This window comes from Streptomyces sp. NPDC003691, from assembly GCF_053981115.1.
Map to the genome: position 1 here is coordinate 39,402 of NZ_JBSFNQ010000011.1, position 13,503 is coordinate 52,904.

General features: G+C 70.8%; 17 protein-coding genes. 7 read left to right on the forward strand and 10 right to left on the reverse strand.

Annotated elements, in window-relative coordinates:
* Positions 1-3: 3 nt before the first annotated feature.
* The 9 genes from ACWDR0_RS07895 to ACWDR0_RS07935 form a co-directional block, all read right to left on the reverse strand.
* Positions 4-699: a hypothetical protein gene (locus ACWDR0_RS07895; protein WP_456350779.1), complete on the reverse strand. Its 696-nt coding sequence runs from the start codon at positions 697-699 to the stop codon at positions 4-6.
* Positions 700-822: 123 nt separating this feature from the next.
* Positions 823-1,596 carry a class I SAM-dependent methyltransferase gene (locus ACWDR0_RS07900; RefSeq protein WP_456350780.1) on the reverse strand — a complete coding sequence of 258 codons (774 nt, stop codon included), beginning with the start codon at positions 1,594-1,596 and terminating at the stop codon, positions 823-825.
* Positions 1,597-1,681: 85 nt separating this feature from the next.
* On the reverse strand, positions 1,682-1,927 hold the full coding sequence (locus ACWDR0_RS07905; protein WP_456350781.1) for a helix-turn-helix domain-containing protein: 246 nt from the start codon (positions 1,925-1,927) through the stop codon (positions 1,682-1,684).
* Positions 1,869-2,450, reverse strand: coding sequence for a hypothetical protein (locus ACWDR0_RS07910; RefSeq protein WP_456350782.1), 582 nt, complete (start codon positions 2,448-2,450; stop codon positions 1,869-1,871). Before ACWDR0_RS07910 ends, ACWDR0_RS07905 begins: the two co-directional genes overlap by 59 nt.
* 26 nt (positions 2,451-2,476) lie before the next feature.
* Positions 2,477-3,421 (reverse strand): hypothetical protein, encoded by a 945-nt coding sequence (locus tag ACWDR0_RS07915; RefSeq protein WP_456350783.1) that lies wholly within the window; start codon positions 3,419-3,421, stop codon positions 2,477-2,479.
* A 49-nt stretch (positions 3,422-3,470) separates the two neighbouring features.
* Positions 3,471-4,010: a hypothetical protein gene (locus tag ACWDR0_RS07920; RefSeq protein ID WP_456350784.1), complete on the reverse strand. Its 540-nt coding sequence runs from the start codon at positions 4,008-4,010 to the stop codon at positions 3,471-3,473.
* Positions 4,011-4,095: 85 nt separating this feature from the next.
* The gene (locus tag ACWDR0_RS07925; protein WP_456350785.1) at positions 4,096-4,326 is read right to left on the reverse strand and encodes a DUF5999 family protein; all 231 of its coding nucleotides are present in this window, start codon (positions 4,324-4,326) and stop codon (positions 4,096-4,098) included.
* 99 nt (positions 4,327-4,425) lie between these two features.
* A complete protein-coding gene (locus ACWDR0_RS07930) occupies positions 4,426-4,950 on the reverse strand; it encodes a DUF6415 family natural product biosynthesis protein (RefSeq protein ID WP_456350786.1) in 525 nt (174 codons plus the stop codon).
* Positions 4,947-5,324: an ATP-binding protein gene (locus ACWDR0_RS07935; protein ID WP_456350787.1), complete on the reverse strand. Its 378-nt coding sequence runs from the start codon at positions 5,322-5,324 to the stop codon at positions 4,947-4,949. The genes ACWDR0_RS07930 and ACWDR0_RS07935 overlap by 4 nt, the downstream gene beginning before the upstream one ends.
* Before the next feature lie 381 nt (positions 5,325-5,705).
* Between ACWDR0_RS07935 and ACWDR0_RS07940 the strand changes: the two genes are divergently transcribed.
* Positions 5,706-6,518 carry an SDR family NAD(P)-dependent oxidoreductase gene (locus tag ACWDR0_RS07940; RefSeq protein ID WP_456350788.1) on the forward strand — a complete coding sequence of 271 codons (813 nt, stop codon included), beginning with the start codon at positions 5,706-5,708 and terminating at the stop codon, positions 6,516-6,518.
* 4 nt (positions 6,519-6,522) lie between these two features.
* Here ACWDR0_RS07940 and ACWDR0_RS07945 read toward each other — a convergent pair whose 3' ends face one another.
* Positions 6,523-7,908, reverse strand: coding sequence for a hypothetical protein (locus ACWDR0_RS07945; RefSeq protein WP_456350789.1), 1,386 nt, complete (start codon positions 7,906-7,908; stop codon positions 6,523-6,525).
* A 192-nt stretch (positions 7,909-8,100) separates the two neighbouring features.
* Here ACWDR0_RS07945 and ACWDR0_RS07950 point away from each other — a divergent pair, with 192 nt between their 5' ends.
* Genes ACWDR0_RS07950 through ACWDR0_RS07975 form a run of 6 tightly spaced genes read left to right on the forward strand, consistent with a single transcriptional unit; the run spans position 8,101 to position 13,494 of the window.
* Positions 8,101-9,633 carry a radical SAM protein gene (locus ACWDR0_RS07950; RefSeq protein WP_456350790.1) on the forward strand — a complete coding sequence of 511 codons (1,533 nt, stop codon included), beginning with the start codon at positions 8,101-8,103 and terminating at the stop codon, positions 9,631-9,633.
* Complete coding sequence (locus tag ACWDR0_RS07955) at positions 9,617-10,327, forward strand: maleate cis-trans isomerase family protein (protein ID WP_456350791.1); 711 nt, start codon at positions 9,617-9,619, stop codon at positions 10,325-10,327. Before ACWDR0_RS07950 ends, ACWDR0_RS07955 begins: the two co-directional genes overlap by 17 nt.
* Complete coding sequence (locus ACWDR0_RS07960) at positions 10,324-11,157, forward strand: hypothetical protein (RefSeq protein WP_456350792.1); 834 nt, start codon at positions 10,324-10,326, stop codon at positions 11,155-11,157. Before ACWDR0_RS07955 ends, ACWDR0_RS07960 begins: the two co-directional genes overlap by 4 nt.
* Positions 11,154-12,155 (forward strand): PfkB family carbohydrate kinase, encoded by a 1,002-nt coding sequence (locus ACWDR0_RS07965; protein ID WP_456350793.1) that lies wholly within the window; start codon positions 11,154-11,156, stop codon positions 12,153-12,155. The genes ACWDR0_RS07960 and ACWDR0_RS07965 overlap by 4 nt, the downstream gene beginning before the upstream one ends.
* Positions 12,050-12,955, forward strand: coding sequence for a nucleoside 2-deoxyribosyltransferase (locus ACWDR0_RS07970; protein WP_456350859.1), 906 nt, complete (start codon positions 12,050-12,052; stop codon positions 12,953-12,955). The genes ACWDR0_RS07965 and ACWDR0_RS07970 overlap by 106 nt, the downstream gene beginning before the upstream one ends.
* Complete coding sequence (locus ACWDR0_RS07975; protein WP_456350794.1) at positions 12,952-13,494, forward strand: hypothetical protein; 543 nt, start codon at positions 12,952-12,954, stop codon at positions 13,492-13,494. The genes ACWDR0_RS07970 and ACWDR0_RS07975 overlap by 4 nt, the downstream gene beginning before the upstream one ends.
* Positions 13,495-13,503: the final 9 nt, after the last annotated feature.

The following is a 13,503-nucleotide window of genomic DNA, read 5'->3' on the forward strand; positions in this document are numbered from 1 at the left end:
CACCTATTTCCGGACGGGCCGCTGTATGAGGCGCACCCCCTGACGGCTGACGATTTGGATCGCCTCGTCCGCGGCGGCGCTGGTGCGGTACGGACTGTCCCCGGCGGCAACGCGGCGGATGATCTCGACCTGCCAACCGGCCGGGCGTCGGCTGAAGGAGCGGACGAGGGCGTCGGTGTGCTGGTCGGCCGTGGAGGTGGTCGGGGCCGATGTCTTCTCGGCGTGGGTCAGGACGCTGGCGAACAGGAGGCGGCGTCGTCCTTTGCGGGGCGGTCGCGGCGGGGGTTCCATCTCACGCATGATCCTGATCTTCCAGGGGTGGGGCAGGGCCTGGTAGCGCTGCCAGAGCTGCTGGGCGGCTCTGCCGTACTGCGACCGTCGGGGTGGTGCCTCGGGCCAGCGGCTGGAGGCGCCGGTGTCGCAGCTCCGGGCCCAGTGGGCTGCTTCGCCGATCAGTTCGGTGATCTCGCCCCCGACGCATTCGGTTTGGCCCTGGGTGACGCAGGCGCGGCTGACCTGGAGCCCGTGGGCGACGAACCAGGAGATGGCGGCGTGGTCGCGGGCGGGCAGGGCGTCCCAGAGGCAGCGGAGCGTCAGCTCTCGCCATAAGAGGGGGCCGATGTCCCGGGCGGCTGCGGCCCCGTCAGTGATGGTGGTGGTCGTCTCCCAGGCGGCGAGGAGGTCGAGTGCGCTGCGCACACGGTCGAGGGTGTGGGGTGGCAAGAGGGTTCCATCGGTCGGTGGCCGGTCGGGGACGGAGAGGCCCCGCGTCCCGGGAGGCGCAGGACCGGGACTCGGGGAGCTTCCAGGGGGCTGCGGTTGCTAGCCGTGGCCGGTGCGCCGGTAGAGGGTGATGTGCTTGGGGCTGGTGCCGGGCTCGTAGGGGGCACGGTTCCAGTCGGACCAGCGTTCGCGCAGGGCGAGGCCGGCGTCGGCGGCGAGGACGTCGATCTCCTCGGGCTGCCAGTAGCGCATCTGTCCGGGCAGGACGCGGGGCGGGGCTCCGTCGGCGAGGACGACCTCGTTGTAGTGGAACTCCCCTTCCTCCTGGTAGTTCTCGGCGGTGAACAGGACGCTGGTGCCGGGGGCGAGGCGCTTGAGGGAGACGGTCTGCCGCTCGGGGAAGACGCCGGGGTGCGGTCCGTCGGGCAGGCGCTCGCCGGGGCGGGGGACGAAGGTCTCGATCAGCAGGACGCCCGCCGGGGTCAGCATCCGGGCCGCCCGGGTGAGGAACGCGCGCTGGGTGTCCTCCCGGGCGAGGAGGAAGAAGGTGTTGAAGCAGGCGAAGACCAGGTCCACCGGGGTGGCGTGAACGTAGTGGGCGGCGTCCGCAGTGACGGGGGTGATGGGCAGGCGGCCGGTCTTCTTGGTGAGCCGGTCGGTCATCTCGGCGGCAGCGTCGACCGCGACGACGGGGACCCGCTCCGCCAGCGGGAGGGTGACCCGTCCGGTGCCGGAGCCGATCTCCACGGCCGGGGTGTCGCCCGCGAGCGCGGCCAGGAGCAGGATCTGCTCCGGGGGCGGGGTGAAGTCCCCGTACAGGTCGTCGTAGCGGTCGGCGGCGCGCTCGCCGTAGGTGTCGCTCTCGTACGTCACGGAGCAGTCCTCTCTTCTGGGTCGCGGGGACCCGGCAGGGTCGGCGGCTGCCGGGGGACAGGGACGGGCGGTGGCCCGGAACCGGTCAGGTGGCGCGCTTCCTGGTGCGGCTCCGGTTGTCGCCGCCGCGTCCGCGGAGGGTGACGTCGTCGTGCTCGGAGAGCGTGCGGTGGACGAAGCCGTACGAGCGGCCGGTCCTCGCCGCGATGGCGCGGATGCTGGCGCCGTCGTTGTAGGCGGTGGCGATCTTCGGGATCGCGCTGGCCGCGACCTCAGGGGAGAGGCGCTTCGCGTAGGGCAGTTCGGGCAGGGCGTCCATGGCGTCGGACACGGATCTCTTCTCTCTGGTATGTGCGGGCAAGCCGGTCAGGGAAGCCGGGCGAGCAGACGGGTGGTCTCCTCGCCGGGTCGTGGAGGTTCGTCCAAGGCAGCGGCCTGTTGGAGCATGTGCTGGGCCAAGCCGTGGCCCGGGGCAGGTCGCCGCCGTCGAGGGTGGCCCCGCTGGCGGTGAGGGAGGCGAGGGCGGTGCCCTCGTGGTTGCCGCACGCGTCCCAGAGGGTGATGGCTTGGCCGAGGCAGAAGGGCGCGGGGTCGGCGCGGGCGTCCTGGTGGTGGCACAGGGCCTGTCCGAAGGCGCCCCGGCCCTCGTCGTGGTCGTCCCGGGCCGTACGGGCGGACTGCTTCAGATCGGTGAACCAGCCCAGGGCATCCGCAGTGGCGCCGAAGGTGAGCAGCCCGGTCGCGCCGCAGAAGAGCATCTCCCGTTCGGGCAGCGAGCCCAGGAACCGGTATGCGCGCCGGACGTCGGGGGCGAGCTTGGCGTATCCACCATCAAGTACGGCGGGGACGGGCATGGTGTCTTCCCGGAGGCGGGGGCCGGTCACGGAGTGAGGACTTCCGCGAGACGCCGGTAAGCGAGGCTGATCAGGAGGATCGGGTGGTCGGACAGACCGGTGGTGTCGATGACGCGGAAGTCCTCAACCGCGGAGAGCACACCGGCGCTCGCGTACACCCGGTCGATCCGGCAGGGCCCGCCCTGGTCCGGGTAGCCGGGGGCCGGGGCCAGCACGTCGGTGCGGCCGGTGGTGGCGGCGAGGTGGCGTGCGATGTCCTCCAGGTCGGCGTCCCGCAGGGCCCGGTCGCTGTAGGTGTCCGGGACCAGCTCGCCGGACTCGGTGGTGGTGAACCGGTGCCGGATGTGGGAGCGGTCTTTGATGGTGCTCGGGTCCGGCGGCGGAACGTCCCCTTCGGCACCGGGCTCGGGGTACGAGTTGGCGTCCAGAACCACCAACGCCTCCCGGGGGCGGCCGTTGGGGAACTTCTCGGTGCGGTCGGCCGGGTCCCGGCGGTCTGCGGCCTTGGTCAGCTCTTGGGCCTCCAGCTCCCGGGCCTGGGGCGAGGCGTAGTGGTGGTGGGCGACGGTGAATACCAGCTCCCGTCGCGCCTCCGGGGTGCCGGTCAGGCGGAGGTCTACGGAGGTGGGCGGGCAGCCCCAGGGGCTGCCGGGGGGTGCCGGGTCCGTGCGGCGGACGGGCCGGAAGACGTCCGGGCGGACGAACACGGCGGTGCGCAGGTCGGCGACCGCGGGGCCACCCAGGATCGCCCGGGGGCGGAGAAGCGGTTCCCCCTCCGGGGTGAGGGCCTCCTCGATGCCGAACAGGAACTCCTCGCTCGCGCCCGTTCCCCGTACCTCGGTCCGCCCGACCAGGTGCGGATCCAGGCTGCGCAACAACGCGTAGTAGCCGTACCGGGCGCGGGCGTTGCCGCCTCCTTCCAACTGGAAGTTCCCGAAGGCGATGCGGATCGTGTCCGGCGGCGTGTGCACGGCGGGGCCTCTTTCGACGGGCTGAGCGGAAGGGATGGGGCGGTGGGAATCAGGCGGCGCTGATGCGGCGGCGCGGCGCCCGGGCCCGCGCGGGAGCGGGAGCCGCTGCCGGTGCGGGGGCGAGTACCGGGGCCAGGGCCGGGGTGCCGGTCAGGACGGCGGCGAGGTCACCCACGGTGTAGTCGTGGTGGGTCTGGGGCGGGGTGAGCCAGTGGATGTCCCAGCAGCGGACCGCGACGGCCGGCGGGACTTCGACCGTCACGCCGGGGCGCAGGAACCGGGTGCCGGGCACCGCCCAGTGCTCCCGCCGGGCGCTGCGGGGTATGAGGAAGGTGACGACGCGGGCGTACGGGTTGACCACGACAGGTCCCTGGGCCAGCTCCGGGTGGGCGCGAAGGGTCCACAGGGCGGGCTCGTAGGGGACGCGGACGGTCTGGAAGTGCTCCCCGTTGGGGACCTTGCTGACTTCCGTGGCGTGGATCCAGCTCTCGTACCGTCCCCCGTAGGCGGGGTAGTCGAGGCCGTTCTCGTGGAGATACTCGCCGATGATCCCGCGCTGAGCGGTGGTGGTCTGGGCGGGGGAACGCATGGGACTGCCTTCCTCGGCTCTGCGGCCGGGGTGATGGAGGGGATGCCGTACGGTCCGCTGTCGGCAGCGGGCAGCGACGTGGGAGTTACGCAGCGGCGGTCTGGGCCCTGGGCACCGGGGCGATGGCCTGCAGGTTGGGCAGCAGCTCCCCGGTGTCGTCGAAGTGCACGACGCCGTTGCACAGGAGGGCCCAGCCGGTGACGCAGTCCCGGCTCAGGGTGACGGCGGCGGACCGGTCGGCGGCCTCGGCGGCAGGGCACGGCGTCCGGTGCGCACACGCACGGCCGGGCACCCGCTTCGTCTCGGTTTCGGGCACGGCGACATCACCTTTCGGCAAAGGGGTGGGCAGTCTCGGGCAGCCGCCCGGGGACCGGGAAACGGCAAGGTGCTACGGGGTGATGTGCAGAAGGATCGGTCAACTCGCCAGGGAGGTCATCCAGAGGGCCGCCTCTGCTGGCCGGACACGAGCCGGTGCGGGAGGCGCGGGCCCGGTGCGGGCGGGCCGGTCCGCGGGGACGGCGGCCACTGCCAGGCAGCGCAGGATGTCCTGCGTGACGTCCACCAGGTCGTCCAGATACCGCCGCGCCTGGGTCATGGTGAGTGCTTCCCCGGCCTCCAGCAGGTGCTCCGCGCGCCGGAGCGCCCGGAGATCACGACGGCGGGGACTGGCACGAGACCGATCCCGCAGTACGGGGACCAGCTCTTCAATCTGCTTCCTGAGCCGTACGGTCAGTTCCCGCATCACCGGACCAGTCACACACGGGCCCTCGCCCCGTACGGCTTCGAGGGTCGCCCATGCCGCAGGGAAGAAGCCCGGCTGGTACGCCTTGATCCCCGCGAGCAGCCGCTCCAGGGTCTCCCGGTCGAGAGGCGGCTTCCACCGCTCCACCGCCAGGCGTTGCGGTACGCGGCGCGAGTGCCCCTGGTCGGGTCCCGTCACGACGGTTCCCCGTCCCGTTCTTCGCAGGCCGGGAGTTCGCACCAAGTGCGTGTGCCGTCCTCGCTGGTCCCCCAGGCGCTGGCCAGGTGCTCGATCAGCACCATGCCCCGGCCGCCCTCCTCGTATGGGTCGGCCTGCCTGCGGACCCGTGGCCGGCTGCGGGAGCCGTCGGCGACTTCGATGCGTACGGTCGTCCCTGCGTACGAGATCGAGAAGCCCACGGAGGAACCGCTCCCGTTCTCGATGGCGTTGGTGACCAGCTCGCTGATGATCAGCTCGGCGCTGTCCACGGCCTGCACCAGACCCCAACTGCGGAGGGCCGCACGTCCGATTCGGCGCATCTGCGAAACGCGCCGAGCGTCGCCGGGGCGCATCTGCTCTCCGACCGCAGGGTGGTAGCACTCGAACTCGACGGCATGGCGTCCGGCTGACGGACGGGGTCGCCGAGGGGCGGCAGCCACTACGGCCGTCACCGTGCTCGCCTCATGAGGAACCTCCGGCTCGTCGACACTCCGATTCCCACCCGCACGGCACTCGGACGGCCACTGCTGGATGGCTCATGCACGGGACCTCCTGCTGATGGCAGGCGGTACATCCCGTAGGCCGTCCCTTTCCGGGACGAGTCGGGACCCGGGCTCCCCTGGTCGATTGGGTGCGGGGTCCAGCGAAGCGTGGTGATCAGCTGTGGTGAAGACTGCACCGGGGATGCACTCGGGCACGGGAATGCACACAGGTTGCACGGCGAGGAGACAGCTATGGAGAGGGTGTACGGCGGATCGGTTCCTGGCTCAGCGCGATCCCTCGAAGGTCGCCACTATGTGATCACTGGTGGTTCGCGTGGACTGGGGGCGACCGTCGTCCGGTCACTGCTCGGCGAGGGAGCTCGGGTGTCCGTGTGCGCCCGGCGGGCGGAGGGACTCGACGCTCTGAACGCCTCGATCCAGCAGGACGGCCACCGTGCTCTGTTCGCCCAGGTCGTGAACGTGGCCGAGCCGACGGCTCTGGAGGGGTTCATCGACGCCGCCGCGGCGGAGCACGGTGGGCTCCACGGCGCCGTGGCCTGCGCGGGCGGGGCCTCGGGCCGGGGTATCGGAGCGGCTTCGGCGGACGACTGGCGAAGGACCTGGGAGCTGAACGCGGGGCACGCGGCCACCCTCGTCTCCAGCGCGGCGCCCCATCTTCGCGCCGCGGGCGGCGGCTCCATCGTGGTGGTCTCGTCGATTTCCGGCTGGAAGCCCGGCCCTCAGGCCCAGTACGGCTCCGCCAAGGCGGCGCAGATCCATATGGTCGCCTCACTGGCGCGCGAGCTGGGCCCGGACGGCATCCGGGTGAACGCGGTGTCACCCGGCTCGATGCTCATCCCGGGCAAACGCTGGGACCGGATGCGGCGGGAGGACCCCCCGGCCTACGAGCGGTTCCTGGACGAGTTCCCCGCACGCTCCCTCGTCGCCCCGGAGGAGGTCGCGGAGGTGGTCGCCTTCCTGCTGTCCGAGCGTTCCCGTGGGATTTCGGGGGCGAACATCCCGGTGGACCGGGCACAGAACGCCCCCACTCCCGAGGGCTATTGAGGCTTCAGGCGCTCACTCCGAGCACCGGCTTCGCCCTGCGCTCGAACTCGCGCACCGAGGGCTCCTGCCGGTGCGGGACGAGCCGCAGCCGGAAGTCCCGCAGGGCCTGGACGGAGCGCTCCGAGTGCACCCCTTCGAGCCCGTCCAGAGCCCGGGTGGCTGTTCCGAGCGCCTCGTCCAGGCGGCCCTGCTGGAGACGGGCGGTGGCGAGCACGGATCTGCTGATCGCTTGCCGTCGGCGGCGTTCCGCGTTGGCGTCCACGGATGCCTCGGCGAGCCGTTCCGCCGACGCCGCCTCCCCGAGGTCCCGGTGGCAGAGCGCGGCCTCGGCCTCCAGATAGTGGGCGTCGAGGAAGCGGACCCATACGGATTCCTGGGACGCGCCCCTGCTTTGGTCGAGGGCGTTGGTCGCCGCGTGCAGGGCCGTCGTGGCGGCCCTGCCGTCTCCCAGGGACGCGTGCCCGCGGGCGGCCATGGCGTGCAGGCGCATCAGCCCGAGAGGACTCCCGGCCGACTTGGCGGTGGCGAGTCCCGCGCGTGCCAGTGCGACACCCTCCTGCGGATGGCCGAGGCTGGTGCACAGGTGGGAGAGGCCGGCGAGGATCTGTCCGCCGAGTACGCGGTCGCCGCCCTCACGGCACAGACGTAAAGCCTGGATCATATGGCGCTGGGCCAAGCCGTAGTCCGCCGAGTCGTACGAGCTCCAGCCCGCCATCGCCGCGAGTTTCGCCGCAGAGGTGAAGAGCTGTTTGCGCTGGTGGTGCGCGGTGCCTCGCTTCTGGAGCATCGGAACCACCTCGATGGTGAGGTAGTTGACGATGCTGGTGTGGACCCCGACCCCGCCGTACGTGTTGTCCATCTGGTCAAACATCTCGATCATCGCGTGGACCTGTTCCACCTGGCCGCCGCCGGCGACCACGGCCAGCGTGGGTGCCTGCTCTTCTTCCAGCAGCCACAGCAGCCACTCGCGCTGGGGTTCGACCAGCGCGGACGCGACGAAGGGCACGCTCCCGAGCAGACTCCGCCGGGAGACCGCGGTGGACCCGAGCTCCGCAAGCGTGTGCAGTGATTCACCCACGTCATCACAGTAGGCGAGAGCACGCGCGACGACGGGTCTCTGGACAGCGGTCGTCATGCCGATGTCCGTGGGGGTGACCGTCCTCTTCAGCATGTCCGAGAGAGCGGCGGCGATGAACTCGGGGGCTCTGCCCCGCGGCTGCATCCCCTGGAGCCACCGTGTGACGGACGCCTTGTCGTAGCGCATCACCACGCCCTGGCGGTGGGCGAGTTCCACGACCCGTCTGGCCAGAGCCGCATGCGAGCAGCCAGCCTCTTTCAGTACGGCCTGAAGCGCCGTGTTGGCTCCTGTTCTCGCTGTCCCACCGCTCATGTACCGATGATGCCCAACCGGCCACGCTCTGTCGTTGCCAGCCCACCGTTCGGGCCCGTTTACAACCCCCGTACAACCGAACAACCGCAGCGCCCACTCCTGGACCGGAACGCTGCCGCTGAGACTGAGGCAGCCGGGCGCACCAGCTCCGGCCATCGCATGAGCGCGCGCTAACGGCGAGGAGAGACGGGCATGTCGCAACCGGTCGCTGTGATCCTGGACTGCTTCACCGTGGAGCCGAGCGGCCTGGGGGTTCCGCCGTACGTATCGACGTACGTGCGCACCGTCTGGTCCGCTCTGCGGGCGGCATGGCCCGAGGCCGACGTTCGGTACGTGACCATCGACGATGTCCGCTGGTGCCGGTCGGGCGGGAAGCCCGGTGTGCAGCCCCCGTTGTCCGACCCCCTCACGTACTCCGCGACCGTCAACCGGGACGGAGCGCTCGACCTCTTGCGACGGGCCGCGAGGGTCGTCGTCATCGCGGGTGACAAGGTCCCCTCGGTCCATCTGCATGCCGTCAACGCCGGGATCGAGGAAATCTCCGAGGTACTGGAAGGCGCACCCGGTCGGCGCGTGCTCCTCGGCCCGATGGCGGCGTACGTCCTGGCTCCTCCCCTGTCCGACAAGTACGCGGGGCTGTTCGACGCCGTGCACACGCATACCGTCACGGCGGCGAACCTCACCTCGGGCAGCCGGACTCCGGCGGCGTACGGCGTTCTGCGAGGCAGCCGTGACAGCTTCTCGGGGCTGGTGGAGCAGATGCGGTGGCGGCCGATCGCGGAGCTGGAGCTGTACCGCGGCTGCACCCGGAGGCGGTTCTGCTCGTTCTGCAACGAGCCCGGGAAGTCTCCGCTCGTTGCCTTCCGGAACGTGGAGGACGTGATCGAGGAGGCGGTCCTCCTGTACGACGCGGGGGTGCGCAACTTCCGCCTGGGCCAGCAGACCTGCTTCTTCTCGTACCGGAACCGCGACGAGGCCGCGATCCACGGGCTGCTCTCCGGCATCCGCGAGCGGTGCCCCGACCTTGAGGTCCTGCACATCGACAACGCCGACCCGCTGGCCGTCGCTGCGCCGGTCGGACTGCGGATTGCCAAGCTGGTCTCGGAGTTCTGCACGGAGGGCAACTGCGCTCCGATGGGGATCGAGTCCTTCGACCCAGTGGTCATCGAGCGGAACGATCTCACCTGCTCGCCGGCCATCCTGCGACGGGCGGTCGAGCACGTCAACGAGGCCGGCGCGGAGCGCGGACCGGGTGGGCTCCCCAAGCTCCTCCCCGGTCTGAACCTCATCTACGGCCTGCCGGGCGAGACGCACGCGACCCACACGGCCAACCTCGACCGTCTGACCGCGATGCTGGGGGACGGACTGCTGTGCCACCGTACGAACGTCCGCCTGGCCCGTGCTTTCCCGGGCACTCCGCTGGCCCGCGAGGGCATACCCGGCGATCTTCCGTCCTCGGAGCACTACGACGCCTGGAAGGCGGAAATCGACCGCGAGTGGGACCAGCCGATGAAGAGGCGGGTCTACCCGGCCGGACTGACGATCCCTCGCCTGCACTCGTACTTCGTGAACGAGCAGGGGACGTGGTTCCGCCGTCTCGGCTCCTACTCCATCCAGATCGTGGAGCGGGGAGCCACGGTGCCTGTGGGAACGGCAGCCGCGCTGCGGGTGACCGGGCACGCACCGCGGTTCATCTACGGGGAGCGCTGTGAACTCGCCGGTTGAGGGAGTCCTGGACCTGATCGGCCGGTACGACCGGGAGGCGCTCAGGGCCGTACGAGTCGGTCTCCTCCTCCCCTGGGCGAACGTCGCGGTGGAGGAGGAGCTTCCCCGGTGCGGTCTGGTGAACACGGTCTTCCACCACGCCCGGCTGGTCCCGGCGTCCGGGACAACGGCCGTGGGCGCGTCGTTCTGGCACGGACTGCGTGGCGCGGCGGCGGAGGCCGTGGAGTCGATGGTCCATCTGCCGCTGGACGCCACGGTCCTGGCCTGCACGTCGGCCGGCTTCACCGATGGGCCACCTCTCCCTGCGGGGACTGTTACCGCCTTCGATGTCCTGGTGGAGGGACTGAGGGCGATGAAGGCCCAGCAGGTGGTCCTTGTGACGCCGTACCCCGACCGGGTGACGTGCGCTGAGGCGGAGGCCCTGCGCGACGCGGGGTTCACCGTGCTCGCCCACGCCGGTCTCGGACTGGATGACGGATACCCCGACGTACCGCCGGGAGAAGTCCGTAGGCTGCTGCGGGAACTGCCGACCGGACCGCTGAGCGCCGCCGACGCGGTGGTGCTCTCGTGCACCGGCTGGCGCACGCTGACCTGTGTGGAGCCGCTGGAACGGGATCTGGGCAAGCCCGTGCTCTCGTCCAATCTCGCCATCGCGCTGCACGCGGCCCGACTCTCAGCCGGAGTGATCCCGTGACGGCACTCACCCGTACCAAGCCCGCCCCCGCAGAAGCGGAACGCATTTTTCACCTGGTCCAGCGCGCGGCTGGCCTCGCCGATGTGAAGGCGGAGGTGGAGGCGAACCACGACAACAACCGCTGGTGGCCCACATCGATCACCGATCCGCGCGTACGCATGGCCGTCGCCGGCTGGTCCAGCAGGGTCTCCTACCGGATGATCGGCACCTATAGCCGGGTGGTGAGGGAGGCCGCGTCCACCGGGTTCGACGGTCTCGTCGCCGCGTCGGACGACGAACTCGCCGAGCTGCTGACTCCGCTGGGGCTGGTCGGTTCGCGAGTCGGGTACTTCCGGTCACTGACCGAACTACTGCTCTGGTGGGAGAAGGAGTCGATCGACCCGACCGCGGACGGAGCCGACTGCGACGCCCTGATCACGGCCTTCGCCCAGGAGGTGCGGGGTGCCTCCTACAAAGTGGCCCAGTGCGCCCTGCTCTACGCCCGGGGCTATCACTGCGGCGTCATCCCCGTCGACTCCGGCATGGTCACCAAGCTGGCCCCCGCCCTGGCTGTCTCCCTGCCCTCGGGACCGGTCGCCCACGAACGCTTCCGGCACCTCCTCGAAGCCGTCGTGGAGGACCGGGCGGACGATCTCCGGTCGCTGTCCCGTAGCTCGGGATACGCCGTTTCCATCCCGGAACAGACCGTGCCGAGCTGGTGGACTCACCTGGTCCTGATCTACTTCAAGAGGCTCTATCTGAACGGACCTTCGCCACGGCTGTGCCCTCTTCGACCGCTGTGCGGCGACACCGTCGACTGCTCGCACGCCCGCTCGGCACCGGACGGATGAGCGCTGCCGACCGTCTCTCGGTCATCGGCAACATCTCCCGCGACCGGCCCCGGTATCCGGACCGTGCCGCTCATGAGCAGCTCGGCGGGGCGGCTCTCCTGGTGGCGCTGGCAGCCGGACGGGCGGGCATGCCCGCGGTTCCGGTCGCCGTCGTCGGGGACGACCTGGCGCATCTGCCCGGGACGGTGAACCCGGAGGGTCTGGAGTGGTCGGCGCTCGACGTACAGCCCGGGGAGTCCGCTTCGTTCTCCCTGGAGTACGACGCTGCGGGTGGGCTGGTCTCCGTCGTCACCGAATACGGCGTGGCCGCGCGGGGGACCGAACACGCTCTCCGGCACATCGAGGCACACCGGGATGACGCATACCACCTGTGCTGCCGCCGTCCGCTTGATGTCGCCGCACTCCTCGATACCCTCGCGGCTCGTACTGACCGCTTCAGCGTCGACTTCTTCCTCCCGAGCGCTCACGAGCTGATCCCCCGGGCCGTGCCCTGGCTGGACCGCGCCGCGACCGTGTTCGTCAACATGTCCGAGTACCGGCTTCTCGCCGCAGCCGTCGACATCGCCACGCTCCCCGAGCTGGTGATCACGGATGGCCCCCGGGGCGCCCGCGTGCTCGTGCACGGCGTACCCAAAGCGGCCAGCGCACCATCGGTCCCGGTCAATGGCGAGGTGACCGGGGCCGGCGACACCCTCGCCGGAACTTATCTCGCCCATAGGCACTCCGGAGCCGCCCCCGACATCGCCCTCGCCGCCGGGGTCGCAGCGGCGTCCGCTCACATCCGCTGCCCGTACCCGCGCCTCGTCAACCACGCAGTTCGTGACGCTCGACCCACCGATGGGAGCTTCCGGTGTACTACGTCGCCCACCGACTGTTCGCCGCCCACGACCGGCTGCTCGCCGCCCGCCTCGCCCGGCTGCTCGTCGCCAAGACGGGTCCGGAGCAGGTCTTCCTGCCGTTCTGCGACACGGACGAGGAGGATCTGGTCGCCGAGGTGAAGGGCCGGCGCCTCTTCGAACTGGACCGGGAACGCCTCGGCCGACTCACCGCCATGATTGCCATCCTGCACGGCCCGAGCCTGGACGACGGGGTGTGCATGGAGATGGGGTACGCCCACGCCTTGGGCGTACCCATCGTCGCCGTGACCACGGACTTCCAGACGTACTCGTTCGACGAAGACGGCCCGCGGTTCGAGTTCCCCGACCCGCTCGTCCAGACCGTGATCACCCATCTGGTCCGTCTACCCCGGCTCGGCACTGATCCCGGCAGCGCGGACATGGCGGATTCGAGGTACGCGGTGTTCGCCGACCGCAATGACCGGCAGCTTGATCAGGCGCTGGCGACTGCGGTTGACCGTGTGCTGGCCCAGGATGCTCCTCGCCCTCCGGCTTCCGCACTCCCTCCGGGGGACGCCTCTCCCGCCTTCGTGGAGCAGTCCCCGTACACACCGATCATGGGCACGCTGACCACTCTGGTCCAGAAGGCCGGCTGGGCGACCGAGGAGTCGAGCCGCTTCACCGCCCACAACCCGCTGGAGGCCGCCCGGATGGACCTCGACCGCTCCCGGACGGCTGGCCTCCTCGTCACCGACGTGTCCGGGCCGGAAACCCCTCCCGGTGCCGCGCTGCTGATCGGCGCGGCGGCTGCCCGAGGGGCCCGCATCGTCGCCTACTACCCCCGTACGGTGCTGACCCACGCTTCGGGCCGGGAGCCCAACTGGCGCAATCTCATGATCCAGTACGCCGCCGAGGCCCGTTTCGCCAACCCGGAATCCCTCGTGGCCTGGCTGCGCCGATGAGTGAACACCTCGACACGACCGGTCGCCGCACCCTCGTCGTCGAAGGCTGCGACGGCGTCGGCAAGACCACCCTCGCCACCCGCCTGGCCCAGGACCACGGTTTCACCATCGTCCACTCACCCCGCACCCCCGACCACCTCGACCTCGCCGGCCGCTACCGGGAACTGCTCGACCGCCCCGGCCTCCTCGTCCTCGACCGCTGCTTCCTCAGCGAACTCGTCTACGGCCCCCTCCTGCGCGGCCGGTCCCGTATCACCTGGGCCCAGGCCATCGACCTCGCCGAGGCCGTCGTCGCCCGCGACGGCGCCTTCCTCCACCTGACCGCGCCACCGACCGTGATCCAGCAACGGCTCTGCCAGCGCGACGGCCAGTCCGCAGAGCTGGTGGAGGTGACGGCGCTCGTGGCCGGCTACCAGCGCGTCTTCGACGCACTCGCCTCCTACTGCCCCGTCGAGACCATCGACACCACCAGCACGGGACTTCCCCCGGCACGCCGGACATCCCCCGTTCCCCAGCAGACACCGCCCGGGGCTCACTAGGCTGCGGCG